General features: G+C 75.2%; 2 protein-coding genes (1 of these 2 cut by a window edge). Both read right to left on the bottom strand.

What is annotated here, in order from left to right:
* The gene (locus tag N6H00_RS39400) at positions 1-10,746 is read right to left on the bottom strand and encodes a type I polyketide synthase (protein WP_268976711.1); all 10,746 of its coding nucleotides are present in this window, start codon (positions 10,744-10,746) and stop codon (positions 1-3) included.
* Between the two features lie 5 nt (positions 10,747-10,751).
* Positions 10,752-20,441: the end of a type I polyketide synthase gene (locus N6H00_RS39395; protein WP_268976710.1), read on the bottom strand. It continues 26,445 nt past the right edge of the window; the window shows 9,690 of its 36,135 coding nt (coding positions 26,446-36,135); its start codon lies off the right edge, out of view — the gene reads right to left on this strand; its stop codon occupies positions 10,752-10,754.

Here is a 20,441-nt window from a genome sequence, read left to right as displayed (position 1 = left end):
TCAGGCTTGCGGGCGCTCGTCGTCGTGGAAAATGCCGAATTCCTGCTCGGCGATCGCGAACAGTTCGTCGGTGGTGGCCAGATGCAGCCGATCGTCGTTCTCGTCGTTCTCCGCCGCGACGCCGTCCGCGGGGGCCGCGCTCGCGGCGAAGCTGTCCACGCCGAGGCCCACGAGGATCGTCTGGAGGCGGGCCGTGAGCTTCGCCCGCCAGGCGTCGTCGGCGGGCCGCGCCGCCAGGGCGGCTTCGAGCCGGTCGAGCTGCCGGAGTTCGTCCGATCCGTCGGGGGTCAGATCTTTGAGCATGTCCGTCCGGACGAAGCCGGCGAGCGCGGCGGGCGTCGGATAGTCGAAGACCGCGGTGGCCGGCAGCCGTAGGCCGGTGGCCGTGTTCAGCCGGTTCCGCAACTCCACGGCGACGAGCGAGTCGAAGCCCAGCTCGGAGAACGGCCGCTGCGGTTTGATCGCCTGTGCCGAGGCGTGTCCGAGCACTGTGGCGATATGCCCCAGAATCAGGTCCAGGACGGCCTTCTCCTGCTCCTCCGGGCCCAGTTCCGCCAGCCGGTTCCGCAGTTTCGCCGCGCCGTCGACCGTGCGCCGCGCCGGAACGGCGAACAGGCCGCGCAGCATCGACGGGAGCGTTCCCGCCGCCGCCTGGGAGCGGAGCGCCGCCGCGTTCATCCGTACGGGGACCAGCAGCGGCAGGCCCGAGGAGCGTGCGCCGTCGAAGAGGCTCAAACCGTGGTCGGAGGCCAGCGGCAGGAGGCCGCCGCGGTTCAGGCGGGCCCGGTCCGTCCCGTCGAGGGTGCCGCTCATGGTGCTCTCCGACGCCCACAGGCCCCAGGCGAGGCTGGTGCCGGGCAGTCCCGCGGCCTGCCGGTGGTGGGCCAGGGCGTCGAGGAAGGCGTTGGCCGCGGCGTAGTTGCCCTGGCCCGCGCCGCCCAGCACACCGGAGACCGAGGAGAACAGGACGAATTCCGCGAGGTCCAGTCGTGCCGTCAGCTCGTGCAGGTGCCAGGCGGCGACGGCCTTGGGGCGGAGGACCGTGTCCAGCCGCTCCGGGGTGAGCGAGGTGAGGATGCCGTCGTCCAGCACGCCGGCCGTGTGGATGACGCCGGTGAGTGGATGGTCGGTCGGTATGTCCGCGAGGAGCCTCTCCAGGGCGTCCCGGTCGGTGATGTCGCAGGCGGTGACGGTGACCTCGGCGCCGAGGGCGGCCAGGTCGGCTCGCAGCTGGTCGGCGCCCGCCGCGTGGGGACCCCGGCGGCTGACCAGCCGCAGGTGCCGCGCCCCGTGCCGGGTGACCAGGTGCCGGGCGACGAGCCCGCCGAGCGTACCGGTGCCGCCGGTGATGAGGACGGTGCCGTCCGGGTCGAGCGTCCGCGGCGCCGCGGACGGCTCCGTGCGTGACAGCCGTGCGATGCGCGGGGCGCACGCGGCACCGTCGCGCACCGCCAGCTGGGGCTCTCCGGTGGCCAGCGCCTCCGCGAGCCCGAGGCCGACCGAGCTCTCTGCGTCATCGAGGTCCAGAAGGAGGAACCGGTCCGGGTTCTCCGACTGCGCGCTGCGGATGAGGCCCCACACGGCCGCGCCGACGAGGTCCCGGATCTCCTCGCCCGGACGCGTGGCCACGGCCCGGCGGGTGAGCACGGCGAGCCGCGAGGCGCGGAACCGTTCGTTGGCCAGCCACTCCTTGGCCAGGGACAGGATGTGGGACGTGACGGCGCCCAGCCGCTCGGGGCCGCCGCCCTCGACGGGGAGGAGCACCACGTCCGGCACCTGCCCATCGGCGCCGACGGAGGCGAGGTCGGCGAAGGCTTCGGCGCCCGCCGGCACGGTGCCGAGGCCGACGACCGCGGCCCACTTCTGCGGGCGGGCGCCGGAGGAGGGCACCGGCTGCCAGGTCACCTGGAACAGCTCGTCGTTGCGCACCGCTCCCACCAGCGCCTCCGCCGGCACCGGGCGCGCGGTCAGGGTGTCGACCGACGCGACCGGCATCCCGGACGTGTCGGCGATGGCCACCTTCAGCGCGTCGGGGCCGGAGCTCGACAGCCGGACCCGCAGCTCCGAGGCACCGGCCGCGTACAGCCGTACGCCGGCCCAGGAGAACGGCAGAAGGATCTCCGCTCCCGGCTCGGACCGCAGGATCATCGGGTGGACGACGGCGTCGAGCAGGGCGGGGTGGATGCCGAACTCGGTCCCGCCGTCCGCCGCCTCGGCCGGCAGGGCGACTTCGGCGAACACGTCGGACCCCTGCTCCCAGGCCGCCTTGAGACTCTGGAACACCGGCCCGTAGCCGTATCCGCGCTCGGCCAGCCGTTCATAGATCCCCTCGACGTCCACCGGACGGGCGCCCGGCGGCGGCCACTGCACCAGGTCGAAGTCGGCGCCCCCGCCGCTCTCACTGGTGGTCAGCGCGCCCTCGGCGTGTCGGGTCCACTCGCCGGACGCCGTGTCGTCCTCGACCCGGGAGTAGACCTCGACCGTCCGGCGGCCGTCGGTGCCCGTCCCGGCACCGACGTGCAGTTGCAGCTGTACGGCGCCGGTCTCCGGGAGCACCAGTGGGGCTTCGATGGTCAGGTCCTCCACGATGTCGCAGCCGACCTCGTCACCGGCGCGCAGGGCCAGTTCCACGAACGCGGTGCCGGGCAGCAGCACGACGCCGCCGACGGCATGGTCGGCCAGCCACCGGTGGGTGTGGCGCGACAGCCGGCCGGTCAGGACGGTCCCGCCGTCGTTGCCCGCGAGACCCACGGCAGCGGTGAGCAGCGGGTGGTCCGCCGTCCGCAGACCCGCCGACGTGACGTCGGCCGTCTCCCGGAACGTGGCGTCCAGCCAGTACCGCTGGTGCTCGAAGGCGTACGTGGGCAGCTCGACCCGCCGCGCACCGGTGCCCTCGAACCACACGGACCAGTCGACATCCGCGCCATGCACATACGCCTGGGCCAGGCTCGTCAGCAACCGCTCCTGATCGTCCTCGCCCCGGCGCAGCGTGCCCAAAGCCACGGCGGAAGTCTCTTGCTGTTCGGCGGTCTGCTCCACCGCGCCGGTCAGCACCGGATGCGGACTGACCTCGATGAACAGCCCGTGCCCCGCCCCCAGCAACGCCCGAACAGCGGCCTCGAAACACACCGGCTCCCGAAGATTCCGCCGCCAGTACCCGGCATCCATCGTGGCCGTGTCCAGCAGCTCGCCGGTCACCGTCGAGTACAGCGGCACCTCGGACGCACGCGGAGACAACCCAGCGACCGCCGCCGCCAACTCCTCACCGATGGCATCCATCTGGCTGGTGTGGAAAGCGAACACGTCACTGACCCGCCGGACACGAATACCGTCCCCCTCACACGCCTCGGCGAACCCGGCAACCTCCGCCGGTTCCCCCGCGACCACCACCGACGCGGGCCCGTTCACCGCCGCGATCTCCAACCCACCCGACAACCGCTCCCCCACCCCCTCCGCCGACAACGCCACCGACACCATCGCCCCCGCACCCCGCGCACCCACCAGCAACCGGCCCCGCGCCACCACCAGCCTGGCAGCATCCGCCAGCGACAACGCACCAGCCACACACGCCGCCGCGATCTCACCCCGCGAATGCCCCACCACAGCCGACGGACGCACCCCATAGGACTCCCACACCGCCGCCAACGACACCATCACCGCAAACAACACCGGCTGACCCACATCCACCCCATCCAGCGACGGAGCACCCTCCTCACCCCGCACCACCGCCAACAACGACCAATCCACATACGGCTCCAAAGCCGCCGCACACTCCGCCATCCGACCCGCGAACACCGGCGAACCCTCCAACAAACCCCGGGCCATCCCCACCCACTGCGCACCCTCACCCGAGAACACAAACACCGGACTCTTGCCAGCCTCCGCGGCCGCACGGGTCACACCAGGCGCCGCCGTGTCGCGGGCGACGGACTCCACTCCGGCGAGCAACACGTCGCGATCCCGCCCGACCACGACCGCGCGATGCTCGAACGACGCCCTGCCCGTGGCCAGCGAGAAACCCACATCCACCGGCCGCAGACCCGACGCCACGTCCGCCAGCCGCCCCGCCTGCTCCCCCAACGCCGACACCGACTTCGCCGACACCACCCACGGCACCAAACCATCACCCACAGGCTCCAGCGCGGGCCGGGCCTCCGCCGGGGCCTGCTCCACAATCACATGCGCGTTGGTGCCGCTGATCCCGAACGACGACACCGCCGCCCGGCGCGGCCGGTCCACCTCCGGCCACGCCCGCTCCTCCGTCAGCAGACTCACCGCACCCGCCGACCAATCCACATGCCGCGACGGCTCCCCCACATGCAGCGTGCGCGGCAACACACCCTGCCGCATCGCCATCACCATCTTGATCACACCCGCGACACCGGCCGCCGCCTGCGCGTGCCCGATATTCGACTTCACCGAACCCAGCCACAACGGCCGGTCCTCCGGACGGCCCTGACCGTACGTCGCCAGCAGCGCCTGCGCCTCGATCGGATCACCCAACGTCGTACCCGTACCATGCGCCTCCACCACATCCACATCACCGGGACCCAGCCGCCCACTGGCCAGCGCCTGCCGGATCACCCGCTGCTGCGACGGACCATTCGGCGCCGTCAACCCATTCGACGCACCATCCTGATTCACCGCCGAACCCCGCACCACCGCCAACACCCGATGACCGTTGCGCCGCGCGTCCGACAACCGCTCCACCACCAGCAGACCCACACCCTCGGACCACCCCGTACCATCCGCATCGTCCGAGAACGACTTGCACCGGCCATCCGCCGCCAGACCCCGCTGACGCGAGAACTCCACGAACATGCCCGGCGTGGACATCACCGTGACACCGCCCGCCAGCGCCAGATCACACTCACCGTTCCGCAGCGCCTGCGCCGCCAGATGGAGTGCGACCAGCGACGACGAACACGCCGTGTCCACCGTCACCGCCGGCCCCTCCAGGCCCAGGGTGTAGGAGATACGGCCGGAGACCAGGCTTCCCCCGCTGGTGGACGCGGAGGCGGTGCTGAGGCCGTAGTCGTGGTACATGACGCCCGCGAACACGCCGGTGCGGCTGCCCCGCAGCGCCGTCGGATCGACGCCGGCGCGCTCGACGGCCTCCCAGGAAACTTCGAGCAGGAGCCGCTGCTGCGGGTCCATGCGCTGCGCCTCGCGCGGCGAGATGCCGAAGAAGTCGGGGTCGAAGTCCGCGGCGTCGTAGAGGAAGCCGCCCTGCCGCGTGTAGGTCTTCCCCGGCAGGCCGGGCTCGGGGGCGTACAGCCCGTCGACGTCCCAGCCGCGGTCGGCGGGGAAGCCTGAGACCGCGTCCACGCCGTCCGTCACCAGCCGCCACATGTCCTCGGGGGAGGCGATGCCGCCGGGGTAGCGGCAGGCCATGCCGACGATCGCGATCGGCTCGTCCGGCCGCGCCGACGCCGCCGGTGCCGACGCGGCCGGCAGTGGGCCGGTCTCCGCGGCACCGGTGATCTCGGAGACGAGGTACGCGGCGACGGCCTGGGCGTTCGGGTAGTCGAAGACGAGGGTGGCGGGCACCCGTAGGCCGGTGCTGTCGTTCAGGTCGTTGCGCAGCTCGACGGCGGTCAGTGAGTCGAAGCCGAGCTCCTGGAAGGCCCGGTCGGCCGGCACCGCTTCAGCCGAGGTGTGGCCCAGCACCGCCGCGGCCTTCTCCCGGACGGCCCGGAGCACCATCCGCTCGCGCTCGCCGGGTTCGGCCGCCAGCACCCGCCGCGCCAGCGGCGAGCTCGCCTCCGCGCCGCCGGGCGCCGTGCCCCGGGCGGCTCGCCGTACCACCGGTCCCGCCAGGCCGCGCAGCAGCGCGGGTACGCGCGCGGCGCGCGCCCGCAGGGCGGCGGTGTCCACGCGCAGCGGCACCGCGACCGGCTCGTCGCCGCGCACCGCGCCGTCGAACGCGCGCAGTGCCTCCTGGACGGACAGGGCGGGCAGGCCCTGCCGCTGGATGCGCTCCAGACCGGCGTGGCCAAGCTCGCCCGCCAGCCCCGTGCGCGTGTCCCACAGGCCGAACGGCAGGGAGGTGCCCGGCAGGCCGCGGGCCCGCCGGTGTTGCGCGAGGGCGTCCAGGAAAACGTTCGCCGCCGCGTAGGTGCCCTGCCCCGCCGCCAGCACCAGGCCGCCGGCGGACGAGAAGATGACGAACGCCGACAGCGGCAGGTCGACGGTGAGTTCGTGCAGATACCAGGCCGCGTCGGACTTGGGCGCGAGCACGGCGTCGAGTTTCTCCGGCGTCAGCGAGTCCACCGTGCCCACGTCGCTGACACCGGCCACGTGCACCACGCCGGTGAGGGGGGCCTCCGCGGGAATGTCCGCGATCGCCTCGGCCAAGGCCGCCCGGTCCGCGACGTCGCACGCCGCGACGCGCACCTGGGCGCCGGCCCGGGTCAGCTCGTGCGCCAGCTCTGCCGCGCCCGGGGCCTCGGCGCCGCGGCGCGAGAGGAGCAGCAGGTGCCGCACCCCGTGCTCGGCCACCAGGTGCCGGGCCACGAGGGCGCCGAGGCCGCCGGTGCCGCCCGTGACCAGGACGGTGCCCGCCCCGAACCCCGGCTCCTCGCCGGTGCCGCCGGTCAGGGGGCTCAGCCGCGGCAGCAGGCACCGTCCGGCGCGTACCGCCAGCTCGGGCTCGTCGCCGAGCGCGGCGGTGGCGAGCCGCTGCCACGACGGTTCGTCGTGGTCGGTGTCCACCAGGACGATCCGACCCGGGTGCTCCGCCTGCGCGGCGCGGACCAGGCCCCACACGGGCGCGGTTGGCAGGTCCACCGGCTCGTCCGGGTCCACGGCCACCGCGCCGCGGGTCACGACCGCCAGCCGCGAGGAGGCGAACCGCTCGTCCGCGAGGAACGCCTGGACCGCCGCCAGTGCGCCGGCGGTGGCGGTCCGCACCTGTGCGGGCAGTTCGCCGTCGCCCGCGGCCGTGCAGAGGACCGGCACGTACGGCGGTGGGGTCCCGTCCGCGGCCAGCGCGTCCAGGTGTGCGGCGAACGAGGCCGCCTCGACCGCCGGTACGGGATCCGGCGCCCCGGCCGCGGCGGTGTCGGGCGCGGGGGTCCAGCGCACCGCCCACAGGGCGTGGTCCGCCGGGGTGCCCGCCTTGGCCAGGTGCTCGGGCGGGACGGGGCGGCCGGCCAGCGAGTCCACGGAGAGCAGGGGCGTCCCGGCGGTGTCGGTCACCGTCACCGAGGCTGCCCCGCCGGAGGAGCGGCTGATGCGGACGCGCAGCGCGGTGGCGCCGGTGGCGTGCAGGCCGACGCCGGTCCAGGCGAACGGCAGGACGGGCGGCTGGTCACCGGCCGGATCGTCGGCGATCAGCCCGGCGTGCAGGGCGGCGTCGAGCAGGGCCGGGTGGATCGTGAAGCCGTCGGCGTCCTGCTGGGCCTCCTCGGGGAGGACGACCTCGGCGAAGACGTCGTCGCCGCGCCGCCAGGCGGCCCGCAGTCCGCGGAAGGCGGGGCCGTAGGTGTACCCGCGCTCGGCGAGCACCTCGTAGGCGTCGCTGACGTCGATGGCGTCCACCGCGGCGTCCGGGTCCTCCGGCGGCCAGGGGGCGCCGTCGCCCTGGGGCGCCGGCGCGGCAGGGCCCAGCAGGCCCTCGGCGTGCAGGGTCCAGGGCGTCTCGGGGACCGCGTGGTCGGGGCGGGAGTGGATGCCCACCGTCCGGGTGCCGTCGGCTCCGGCGGGGCCGACGGTCACCTGGATTTGGACGCCGCCCTGTTCCGGCAGGACGAGGGGCGCCCGCAGCGTCAGGTCGCGCAGGGCGGGGCAGTCCGCCTCCCAGCCGGCGCGCAGGGCCAGTTCGACCAGACCGGTGCCGGGGATCAGGGCGGTGCCCAGGACCCGGTGGTCGCCCAGCCACGCGTGGGTGGCCAGGGACACCCGCCCCACCAGACTCAGCGCGCCGTCGGGGCTCGGCACCGCCGCGCCGAGCACCGGGTGCGCCACCGTGGTCAGGCCGGCCGAGGCGCCGCCCGGCCCCAGCCAGAAGCGCCGGCGGGCGAACGGGTAGGTCGGCAGGTCGGCCCGGCCGGCGGCGGGCGCCACGTCGGCGAACCAGGCGCGCCAGTCGACGGCCCCGCCCGCGACGTGCAGCCGGCCCAGCGCCCGCAGCAGGGCGTCCGGTTCGGGCCGTCCGTCGGGCAGCGAGGCCACCGCGGTCGCCGTCGGGTCGCCGTCCAGGACGGTCCGCGCCATACCGGTCAGCACGCCGCCGGGGCCGACCTCCAGGAACAGCGTGCTGCCTTCGGTGCGCGCGGCGGCCACGGCGTCGCCGAAGCGCACCGCCTGGCGCACCTGCCGCACCCAGTACTCGGGCCGGGTCAGCAGCCCGGTCTCGGCGGTGCGGCCCGTCACGGTGGAGACGACCGGGATGGCCGGCTCCGCGTAGGTCAGGCCCTCGGCCACCTGACGGTAGCGGTCGAGCATCGGCTCCATCAGGGGCGAGTGGAACGCGTGGCTGACGCGCAGGCGCCGGGTGCGCACCTGGCGCGCCGCCAACTCCCCGGCGATCACGTCGAGGTCGTCGGCGGGGCCCGAGAGGACCACGGAGCCGGGGGCGTTGACCGCCGCGACGGCCACCCGGTCCGCGCGTCCGGCCAGCAGCGGCGCGGTGTCGGCCTCGTCCAGCGCCACCGCGAGCATCGCGCCGCCCGCGGGCAGCTCCTGCATCAGCCGCGCGCGGGCGGCCACCAGGGTGCACGCGTCGGGCAGGGAGAACACCCCGGCCACATGGGCCGCGAGCAGTTCGCCGACGGAGTGCCCGGCCACCATGTCGGGGGCGATCCCGTACGACGCCACCAGCCGGTACAGGGCGTACTCGAGCGCGAACAGCGCGGGCTGGGTCATCCCGGTGGTGTCCAGCAGTTCCGCCCGCGGCGTGTCCGGCTCGGCGAACATCACCTCGCGCACCGGGTGCGGCAGCAGCGGGTCCAGCAGGGCGCACACCTCGTCCAGCGCCGCGGCGAAGGCGGGGAAGGCCTGCGCGAGCAGCCGTCCCATGCAGGGGCGCTGGCTCCCCTGGCCGGTGAAGAGCAGGGTCAGCGCCCCGGGCGTACGGGCCGCGGTCACCACGTCCGCGCTGTCCGCGCCGGCGGCCAGCGCCTCCAGGGCCGCGGTGAGGGCGGCGCGGTCGGCGCCCAGGACCACGGCGCGCGACTCCAGGGCCGCGCGGCCAGTGGCCAGCGACCGGCCGATGTCCGCCACGGCGGCGTCCGGGTGGTCCGCCAGCCAGACGCTCAGCCGCCCGGCCTGTGCGCGAAGGCCGTCCTCGCCGCGGCCCGACAGCAGCCACGGCACCGTACCCGCGGAGGCGGGGTCCGCCTCGGGCGCGGGCGCGTCGGGGGCCGCCTCCAGGACGACGTGGGCGTTGGTGCCGCTGATGCCGAACGAGGACACCGCCGCGCGGCGCGGCCGGTCCACGGCGGGCCACGCGCGGGCCTCGGTCAGCAGCTCGATCCGGCCGGCGGACCAGTCCACGTGCGGTGAGCGCTCGTCGGCGTGCAGGGTCCTGGGCAGAACGCCATGGCGCATGGCCTCGACCATCTTGATCACCCCGGCCACCCCGGCGGCGGCCTGGGTGTGGCCGAGGTTGGACTTGACCGAGCCGAGGTAGAGCGGCCGGTCCTCGTCCCGCCCCTGCCCGTACGTGGCGAGCAGGGCCTGGGCCTCGATGGGGTCGCCCAGGGTGGTGCCGGTGCCGTGCGCCTCCACGGCGTCGACGTCTGCGGGCGTGAGTCCGGCGCTCGCGAGGGCCTGGCGGATCACCCGGCGCTGCGACGGGCCGTTCGGCGCCGTCAGCCCGTTGCTCGCGCCGTCCTGGTTGATCGCGGTGCCCCGTACCGTCGCGAGCACGTGATGGCCGCGCCGCCGGGCGTCCGACAGCCGCTCCACCACGAGGATGCCCACACCCTCGGCCCAGCCGGTGCCGTCCGCCCCGGCGCCGAAGGACTTGCACCGGCCGTCCGCCGCCAGGCCCCGCTGGCGGCTGAACTCCACGAAGGTGCGGGGCGTCGTCATCACCGTGGCACCGCCGGCCAGCGCCATGTCGCAGTCGCCGCCGCGCAGCGCCCGCACCGCCAGGTGCAGGGCGACCAGCGACGACGAGCACGCCGTGTCGAGGGTCACGGCGGGGCCCTCGAGGCCGAGGGTGTACGCCACCCGGCCGGAGGCGATGCTGGCCGCGTTGCCGTTTGCGAGCAGGCCCTCGACGGATCGGGGCGCTTCCTGGAGCCAGGTTCCGTAGTCGTGGTACATCACGCCGGCGAACACGCCGGTCCTGCTGCCCCGCAGCGACGTCGGGTCGATCCCGGACCGCTCCAGCGCCTCCCAGGACGTCTCCAGCAGCAGCCGCTGCTGCGGGTCCATCGCCAGGGCCTCGCGGGGCGAGATCCCGAAGAACTCGGCGTCGAACTCGTCCGCGTCGTGCAGGAACCCGCCCTCGCGGCAGTACGTGGTGCCGGTGGCCTCCGGGTCGGGGTCGTAGAGCCGGTCGGTGTCCCAGCCCCGGTTCTCGGGGAACCCGGAGACCGCGTCGACGCCTTCGGCGACGAGCCGCCACAGCTCGCCGGGCGACCGCACGCCGCCGGGGTAGCGGCAGGCCATGCCGACGATGGCGATCGGCTCGGAGGCCGACTCGGCGTACCGCCGGTTCTCCTTCTTGAGCCGTTCGTTCTCCCTGAGCGACGCGCGCAGCGCCTGCGCGACCTGCTCGTTGGACGCAGCCATGTCCCCTACTCCCCGCTTCCCTCGACGTCGCCCAGTGCCACCCGCACCAGTGCGTCCACGTCCATGTCCTCGAATTGATCCGCTTCGGCCTCCTCGGCCTCCGCCGTCCCGCCGTCGCCGGGCGGTTCCTCGCCGGTGAGCTTGCGGAGCGCGTCCAGGAGACCGGCGTTCTCCAGGGCGTCCAGCGGCAGTGCCGACAGGGCGCGGCGGAAGGCCGCCTCGTCGAACGGGCCCGTGCCGTCGGCCGGGGCGCCGTCCTGCTCGCCCTCCGGGAAGAGCAGCGAGAACAGCTCGTCGGCGAGCGCCGACGCGCTCGGGTGGTCGAAGACCACCGTCGCCGGGAGCGTCAGGCCGGACGCCCTGCCCAGCCGGTTGCGCAGCTCGACGCCCATCAGCGAGTCGAAGCCCAGCTCCTGGAAGCTGGTCTGCGGCTCGATGCCCGCGACGGTCGGGTGCCCCAGGACGGTGGCGATCTCCGACCGGACGAGCTCCCGCAGCCTGCGCCGACGCTCGGCCTCGGCGAAGGGCGCCAGCTGCTCCTTCCACAGCACCGTCGCGGCCCCGTGGCCCGTACGCCCGGCGGCGCGCGGTGCGGCCGGGACGAGCGAGCGGAGGACGGCGGGGAACAGGTCCGGTTCGGTGGCCGCCCGGCGGCGCAGCGCGGCCCGGTTCATTCGTACGGGGACGAGTACGGGGTCGGGTCCGCCGACGGCCGCGTCGAAGAGGGCCAGCCCCGCGGGCTCGGGCAGTGCCTCCACCCCGTCGCGGCCCATGCGCGCGCGGTCGGCGTCGGCCAGTCCCCGTGTCAGGTCGCCGGCGGAGTCCCACAGGCCCCAGGCCAGCGAGGTCGCGGGCAGACCGCGGGCGTGCCGGTGCTCGGCCAGCGCGTCGAGGTAGCGGTTGGCCGCCGCGTACGCCGCTTGGCCGGGGTTGCCGAGCACCCCGGCGACCGAGGAGAACAGCACGAACGCCGACAGGTCCTGGTCCGCGGTCAGCTCGTGCAGGTGCCGGGCCGCGTCCGCCTTCGGCGCCAGGACGCCCGCCAGCCGCTCCGGCGTCAGCCCCGTCACCACACCGTCGTCGAGCACACCGGCGGCGTGCACCACCGCCGAGAGGTCGCGCCCGGCCAGGACGGCGGCGAGCGCGTCACGGTGGGCCACGTCGACCGCCGCGAACTCCACCCGCGCCCCGGCCGCGCCGAGTTCGGCGGCCAGCTCCGCCGCGCCCGGCGCGCTCTGGCCGCGGCGCGAGACCAGCAGCAGCGACCGCACACCCCACGTGGCGACGAGGTGCCGCGCCAGCGCGCTGCCGAGCGCGCCCGTCGCCCCGGTCAGCAGGACCGTGCCGGTGCCGAACCGGGCATGCGTGCCGGTGCCGTCGGCCCGGCTGTCGCGGCCGGGTGCGGCGGGTACGAGCCGCGGCACCCAGGCAGCGCCGCCGCGCACCGCCACCTGCGGCTCGCCCGTCGCGAGGGCGGTCGCCACCACGGCGTCCAGTCCAGCAGCGTCACCGGTGCCAGTGTCCGTGTCCGTGTCCGTGTCCGGGTCCGTGTCGACGAGCACGATCCGGCCCGGGTTCTCGTTCTGCGCGGACCCCACCAGGCCCCATACGGCGGCCATCGCCGGATCCACCGCCGTGCCGCCGCCGTCCGGCCCGGCCGTCACCGCGCCGCGGGTCACCACCGCCAGCACTCCGCCGGCCGGGTCGGCCAGGTGCGTGCGCACCGCCTCCAGCGCCGACGCGGTGGCCAGGTGCGCGTCCGGTCCCGCCGGGCACACCGTCCGCACCGCCGGTGTCCCCTCCGGGGCGCTGGCCCCGGCGGGGATCCAGTCCACCCGGAAGAGCGAGCCCGCCGTCCCCGCCGCGCCCAGCTGTTCGCGCGACATCGTCCGCAGCGCCAGCGACTCCACCGACACCACGGGGGCGCCGGCCGGGTCGGTGGCCGTCAGCGCATAGGTGTCCGCGTCCCGGCGCGTGAGCCGGACCCGCAGCTCACGGGCGCCGGCCCGGTGCACCGTCACCCCGGACCACGCGAAGGGCACGCGCGCCGTCGGCGCCGCCCCGGCGGCGTCCTGGTCCCCGCCCTCCGCGGCCGCGATCGCGTGCAGGGCGGCGTCGAGCAGCGCGGGGTGGACGACGAACCGGTCCACGGCGAGATCCGGGTCGTCCGGCAGCGCGACCTCGGCGTGGACGGCGTCGTCGAGCCGCCACGCCTGGCGGAGGGCGGCGAAGGCCGGGCCGTAGTGCAGCCCCGCCGCTTCGAGCCGCACGTACAGCTCGTCGGCGGGCACCGAGGGCTGCGCGCCCGACGGCGGCTCGGCGAGGCCGATCTCCCCGGGTGCCGACGCCGGCGCGTCGGTCAGGGTTCCGGTGGCGTGGCGTACCCACGCTCCCGCGTCGCCCACCGGCCGGGAGTGGATGTCCACCCGGTGGCCACGGGCCGGCTCCTCGGCCGGGACCACCCTGACCTGCACGTCGACACCGTCACCGAGCGGCAGCGGGGCCTCGATGGTCAGCTCGGCGAGCGTCGGGCAGCCCATGGCCGCGCCCGCGCGCAGGGCGAACTCCACCAGCGCGGTGCCCGGCAGGACAACGGAGCCCAGGACGTTGTGGTCGGCCAGCCACGGGTGCGTGGTGGGCGACAGCCGTCCCGTCAGCAGCCGGCCGCCGGTCCCCGCCAGCTCGACCACCGCGCCGAGCAGGGCGTGTTCGGTGGCGGCCAGGCCGGCCGCGGACACGTCCCCGGCCCGGCCGACGCTCCGGGACAGCCAGTACCGCTGCCGCTGGAAGGGGTAGCGGGGCAGGTCGACCAGGCGTCCTCCCCAGGTGGCGAACAGGTCTCCCCAGGCCACGGTCACGCCCGCGACGTGCAGGTGGGCCAGGGCGGTGGAGAAGGCGGCCAGGTCGTCGCGGCCGGCGCGCAGCACCGGCACGAACGCCTGCCCGTCCAGGCCGTCGGCGTCCGGCGCGTCGAGGGTCTGCTGGGCCAGTGCGGCGAGCACCGCGTCGGGGCCCACCTCCACCCAGCGCGTGACCCCCTCATCGCTCAGCGACCGCACCATGTCGGCGAACCGGACCGTGTCCCGTACGTGCCGCACCCAGTAGGCGGGGTCCGTGACCTCCTCCGGCAGCCCGGCCAGGGCGGGCGGGCGGAAGGTCAGCCCGTCCACGGCGGCGGCGAAGTCGTCGAGCATGGGGTCCATCAGCGGCGAGTGGAACGCGTGGCTGACCGACAGCCGCTTGACCCGTACCGCCGCCGCGCGCCAGCCGCGCTCCAGCTCGGCCACCGCAGCCTCGTCTCCCGCGACCACCACGGACGTCGGCGCGTTCACCGCCGCGACGGACACCCGGTCCGTCAGCCCCGCCAGGGCCTCCGCGACGGTGTCCTCGGGCAGCTCCACGGCCAGCATCGCGCCGCCTTCCGGCAGGGCCTGCATCAGCCGGCCTCGCGCCGCCACCAGGCGGCACGCGTCGGGGAGCGAGAGAACACCGGCGGCGTGGGCCGCGGCGATCTGGCCGACGGAGTGCCCGCAGACCGCGTGGGGCGTCACGCCCACCGACTCCAGCAGGCGGAACAGCGCCACCTCGACCGCGAACAGCGCCACCTGCGCCACCCCGGTGGCCGTGAGCGCCTCCTCGTCCCCGCCCTCCACGACCAGCTCCACCAGAGGCATGCCGGTCAGGGCGGCGATCTCGTCGAACGCGGCCTTGAACACCGGGAACGTCCGGTAGAGGCCGGCCCCCATACCGCAGCGCTGGCTGCCCTGGCCGGTGAACAGCAGGCCCACCCGGCCCGCGGCGGCGACACCCCGCACCACCACGTCGTCGAGTACGACCGCGCGGTGCTCGAAAACCGAGCGGCGGGCGAGCGTGGCGCCCACGTCCACCGGTGACAGGCCGGTGGCCGCCTCCCGCACCGCGGCCACCGCGGCGTCCAGCGCCGCCGCCGACTTGGCCGACACCGGCCAGGGCAGCGCGGCCGGGGCCGCCGGAAGGTCCTCGGCCGGGACGGTCCGGGCCGGCTCCCCGGGCTGTTCGAGGATGATGTGCGCGTTGGTGCCGCTGATCCCGAACGACGACACCGCCGCCCGGCGCGGCCGGCCCACCTCCGGCCACGCCCGCTCCTCCGTCAGCAGGCTCACCGCGCCCGCCGACCAGTCCACATGCCGCGATGGCTCGCCCACGTGCAGGGTGCGCGGCATCCTGCCGTGGCGCATCGCCATCACCATCTTGATGATGCCGGCGACACCGGCCGCGGCCTGCGCGTGCCCGATGTTCGACTTCACCGAACCCAGCCACAACGGCCGGTCCTCCGGACGGTCCTGACCGTACGTCGCCAGCAGCGCCTGCGCCTCGATCGGATCACCCAACGTCGTACCCGTACCATGCGCCTCCACCAGGTCCACGTCCTTGGCGGTCAGCCGGGCGCCGGCCAGCGCCTGCCGGATCACCCGCTGCTGCGACGGACCATTCGGCGCCGTCAACCCATTCGACGCACCATCCTGGTTCACCGCACTGCCCCGCACCACCGCGAGCACCTGGTGGCCGTTGCGCCGCGCGTCCGACAACCGCTCCACCACCAGCAGCCCCACACCCTCGGACCAGCCGGTGCCGTCCGCATCGTCCGAGAACGACTTGCACCGGCCGTCCGCCGCCAGACCCCGCTGACGCGAGAACTCCACGAACGTCTGCGGAGTCGCCATGACCGTCGCCCCGCCCGCCAGCGCCAGATCACACTCACCGTTCCGCAGCGCCTGCGCCGCCAGATGCAACGCCACCAGCGACGACGAGCACGCCGTGTCCACCGTCACCGCCGGGCCCTCGAACCCGAAGGTGTACGAGAGCCGCCCCGAGGCCACGCTGCCCGCGCTGCCGGTCGACAGCATCCCCTCAAAGCCTTCCGCGGCGCCCGGCGTCCACGCGCCGTAGTCGTGGTACATCAGCCCCGCGAACACGCCCGTGCGGCTGCCCCGCAGCTTCTCCGGGTCCAGCCCCGTGCGCTCCAGCGCCTCCCAGGCGGTCTCCAGCAGCAACCGCTGCTGCGGATCCGTGGCGGTCGCCTCACGCGGACTGATCCCGAAGAACGCCGCGTCGAACTCCGCCGCGTCGTGCAGGAAACCGCCATGCCTGCTGTACGACTTCCCCACACTCTCCGGGTCCGGGTCATAGAGCCCCTCCACGTCCCAGCCACGGTCGGACGGGAACTCGGTAATCGCGTCCCCGCCCTCGGCCACCAGCCGCCACAGATCCTCCGGCGAGGCCACACCACCCGGATACCGGCACGCCATACCCACGATCGCCACCGGCTCATCGAGCGTAGCGACCGGCGCGGCGGCGGCCGGCGCGGTCCTCGGCTCCTCGGCCGCGTCGAGGAGCCGGCCGGTGAGGAAGTCGGCCAGCGCCGCCGGGTTGGGGTAGTCGAAGACCAGCGTCGCGGGCAACCGCAGCCCGGTCGCCGTGTTGAGCTTGTTGCGCAGCTCCACGGCGGTCAGCGAGTCGAACCCGAGCTTCTGGAAGTCCCGCCGCAGCTCGACCGCGTCGATGGACTCGTAGCCGAGCGCCCCGGCGATGTGGGTACGCACCAGGTCGAGCAGGACGCCGTGCGCCTCCTCCCGGCTCAGCCCGGCGAGCTGCTGCCGCAGGGCCCCGGTGGGGGTGTCGGCCGCGCCCGTGCCGCGCCGGGCAGTCGTCCTGAGCAGGTCGCGCAGGACCGGGGGCACCGGCCTCGTCACGTCCATCGCCGCCGTGTCGACCACCGTGTTGACCGTGGTCGGCCGCCCCGCGGCCAGGGCGCTGTCGAAGAGCCGCAGCGCCTGGTCGGTCGGGATCGGCGGCAGGCCGGTACGGGCCAGCCGGTCGCGCTCGGCGTCCGTGAGGGTGTCGGCCATACCGCTGTGCCACAGCCCCCAGGCCATGCTCACGGCGGTCAGCCCGTGCGCCCGCCGGTGCTGGGCGAGCCCGTCGAGGAAGGCATTGGCGGCCGCGTAGTTGGCCTGCCCCGCGTTGCCCACCGTGCCCGCGAGCGACGAGAACAGCACGAACGCGTCCAGGTCGCGGTCCGCGGTCAGCTCGTGCAGGTGCCAGGCGGCGTCGGCCTTGGGCCGCAGCACGGTGCCGAGTTCGGCCGGGCCGAGGTTGGCCAGGGTCGCGTCCGCCAGTACACCGGCGGCGTGCACCACGGCGGTGACGGGGTACCGCTTGAGCACCGCGGCGAGGGCGTCGCGGTCGGCGGCGTCACACGCCACGATGTCGGCCTGGGCTCCCAGTTCGGCGAGCTCCCGCACCAGGGACGCGGCCCCGGAGGCGTGCGGGCCCTGCCTGCTGAGCAGCACCAGGTGCCGTACGCCGTGCGAGGTCACCAGGTGGCGGGCGAGGATCCCGCCCAGGACGCCGGTGCCGCCGGTGACGAGGACCGCGCCGTCGGCGGCGAAGGTCGGCGCCCGGTCCGGGGCCGCCGCGGCGGCGGTGACCCGGGGCACGTACGACAGCCCGTCGCGGACCGCGAGCTGGGGCTCGCCGCTGCCGATCGCCGCCGACAGGGCCGCGTCCGCCCCGCCGTCGACGATCGTCACGCGGTCGGGGTGCTCGGTCTGGGCGACGCGCGCCATGCCCCACACGGCGGCGGCCGCCAGGTCGGTGACGTCCTCCCCGGCCACGGACACGGCGCCGGAGGTGGTGAGGACGAGCCGCGTGTCCGCCAGTTCGTCGAGCGCGAGGAAGGTCTGGAGCGTGTCGAGCGTGGCCGCGAGGGCGGCGTGGGCGCCGGTGGCGGCGTCCTCGCCCTCCGCGCCGTCGCACCCCGCGACGACGACTTCCGGCGCGGGCAGGCCGTCGCCGAGCGCGGACACCAGCGCGCCGAGGTCCGCGTAGTGGGCGACGTCCGGCAAGGTGGTGTCCCCGAGCGTCACCCAGGTGTCCGTACGCTCCGGGGCGCGGAAAGCCGGTGCGAGCGCGGTCCAGGTGAGTTCGTACAGCCGGGCGCCGCGGCTCGCCTGCTGTGCCGGGCTCGCCTGACGGGTGACCAGCTCCGCGACGCTCGCCACGGGTGCGCCGTCGTCGTCCGTGAGCTCCAGGGAGAGGGTCTCGGGGGTACGCGCCTCGAGCGCGACCCGCACCGAGGTGGCCCCGGTGGCGTGCAGGGTGACCCCGCTCCAGGAGAACGGCACGCGCAGCCGCGCCCCGTCGGCGTTCCCGAGTCCCTGGGCTCCGAACAGGTGCAGGACGGCGTCGAGCAGGCCGGGGTGGACGCGGAACGCGCCGGCGTCGGTCTGCTCGGGCAGCGCGGCCTCGCCGTAGAGGGTGCTGCCGTCGCGCCAGGCGCGCCGCAGGCCGTGGAAGACCGGCCCGTACTCCAGGCCCACCCCTTCGAGGAGCCGGTACACCTCGTCGGTGTCGACCGGCTCGGCGCCGGCGGGCGGCCACTGGCCCGCGGGTGCGGCGGGCAGGCGGTGCCCGGTGGCCGGCTCCTGGCCGAGCGTGCCGCTGCCGTGCACGGTCCAGTCCGTTCCCGGCGCGGCGTCGCGCGGCCGGGAGCGGACGGTCACCGTACGCCGGCCGTCGCCGTCGGCGGCGCCCACGCTCACCTGGACCTGCGCCTCCGCCGAGCCGGTGCCCGGCCCTCCGGCCTCGTCGAGGACCAGGAACTCCTGGTGGGTGAAGTCGCTCAGGTGCGGGCACCCGACCATCTCGCCGATGTGCAGGGCCAGGTCCACGAAGGTGGTCCCGGACAGCACGACCGTGCCGTCGATGCGGTGGTCGTCCACCCACGGGTGGGTGGACACGGAGACGCGGCCGGTGGCGAGGTGTCCGCCGTCGGGCAGCTCCACGACCGCGTTCAGGATGGCGTGCGCGGTGGTGTCCTGGCCCAGGCTCGTGGCGTCACCCGCCCGCGCGCCCGCCGCGCGCCAGTAGCGCCGGTGCTCGAACGGGTACGTGGGCAGGTCGACGCGGTCCGCGTCGGGGAACAGCCCGTCCCAGGTGATGGCCGTGCCGTGGACGTACAGGGCGGCCAGGGCGGTGAGCAGGGACTCGTACTCGCCGGACCGGCGGCGCTGCGCGCTGACGGCGAGGTGGGGCCGGTCGGCGAGGACGCCGCCGACGAGCGCGGTCAGCGTGGCGTCGGGCCCGACCTCGACGTACGTGCCGCAGCCTTGCCCGGCCAGCCAGGCGACGCCGTCGGCGAACCGCACCGCGTGGCGGATGTGCCCGGCCCAGTAGTCCGGCGAGGTCAGCTGCTCGTCGGTGGCGAGCCGGCCGGTCACGTTGGAGACGATCGGGACGGCCGGGCGGTGGTAGGTCAAGGTCGCCGCGATGTCGCGGAACGCGCCGACGACGGCGTCCATGTGCGGCGAGTGGAAGGCGTGCCCGACACCGAGCCGCCGGGTCCTGCGGCCCTGCGCGGCGAACCGCTCGGCAACCGCGTCCACGGTGGCCATGTCGCCCGAGACCACCACGGCGTCGGGGCCGTTGACCGCCGCGATGTCCACGCGGTCCGCGAGACCGCCGATGGCCCGGCGGACCTCGTCCTCGGTCGCCTGGACCGACGTCATGGCGCCGTCGGCCGCCACCGCCTGCATGAGGCGGCCGCGCGCGGTGACCAGCACGGCGGCGTCCGCCAGGTTCAGCACCCCGCCGACGTGGGCGGCGACGAGTTCGCCGAGGGAGTGCCCGGCGAGGTAGTCGGGGGTCAGGCCGTGGTGCTGGAGGAGGCGGTACAGCGCGACCTCCACGGCGAACAGCGCCGGCTGCGCGTAGCGCGTCTGACCGAGCGTCTCCTCGTTCTCCAGCGCCTCGGCGACGGGCTCGTCCAGATGCCGGTCGAGGTGGTGGCACACCTCGTCGAAGGCGGCGGCGAAGACGGGATGGGCGGCGTACAGCTCCCGGCCCATGCCGATCCGCTGGCTGCCCTGGCCGGTGAAGAGCACCGCCGTCTTCGCGGCGCCGAGTACGTCGGCCGTACCGGTCAGCACGCCGTCGTCCGGCCGGCCCGTGGCGAACGCGGTCAGGCGGCGCAGCAGTTCGTCCCGGTCCCGGCCGAGGACGACCGCCCGGTGCTCCAGGGCCGCCCGGCCGGTGACCAGGGAGCGGCCCACGTCCACAGGGCGCGCGTCGCCGGTGGCCACCGCTCCGGCCAGCCGCCGCGCCTGCTCCGCGAGCGCGGCCGGGGTCCGCGCCGACACCACCCACGGCACCAGGACCTCCCCCTGATGCCGCGGGTCACCGCTCGGCTCCCGCACGGGCCGGTCGTCGGCGGGGCCCTGTTCGAGGATGACGTGGGCGTTGGTGCCGCTGATGCCGAACGACGACACCGCGGCCCGGCGCGGATGTCCGGCCTCCGGCCACGGCCGCTCCTCGGCCAGCAGGCTCACCGTGCCGGCCGACCAGTCGATGTGCTGGGACGGCTCGTCGACGTGCAGGGTGCGCGGCATGGCGCCATGCCGCATGGCCAGCACCATCTTGATGACGCCGGCGACACCGGCGGCGGCCTGCGTGTGCCCGATGTTGGACTTGACCGAGCCCAGCCACAGCGGCCGGTCCTCGGGGCGCTCCTGGCCGTACGTGGCCATCAGCGCCTGCGCCTCGATCGGGTCGCCGAGCTTCGTGCCCGTGCCGTGCGCCTCCACCACGTCGATGTCGGCGGGACTCAGCCGGGCGTTGGCCAGCGCCTTGCGGATCACACGTTGCTGGGACGGTCC

Source organism: Streptomyces sp. S465 (genome assembly GCF_026898115.1).
In the GTDB taxonomy this organism is placed as follows: Bacteria; Actinomycetota; Actinomycetes; order Streptomycetales; family Streptomycetaceae; genus Streptomyces; species Streptomyces luomodiensis.
Note: the sequence above shows the minus strand (reverse complement) of the source record. Positions and strands in the feature narration are given on the sequence as shown.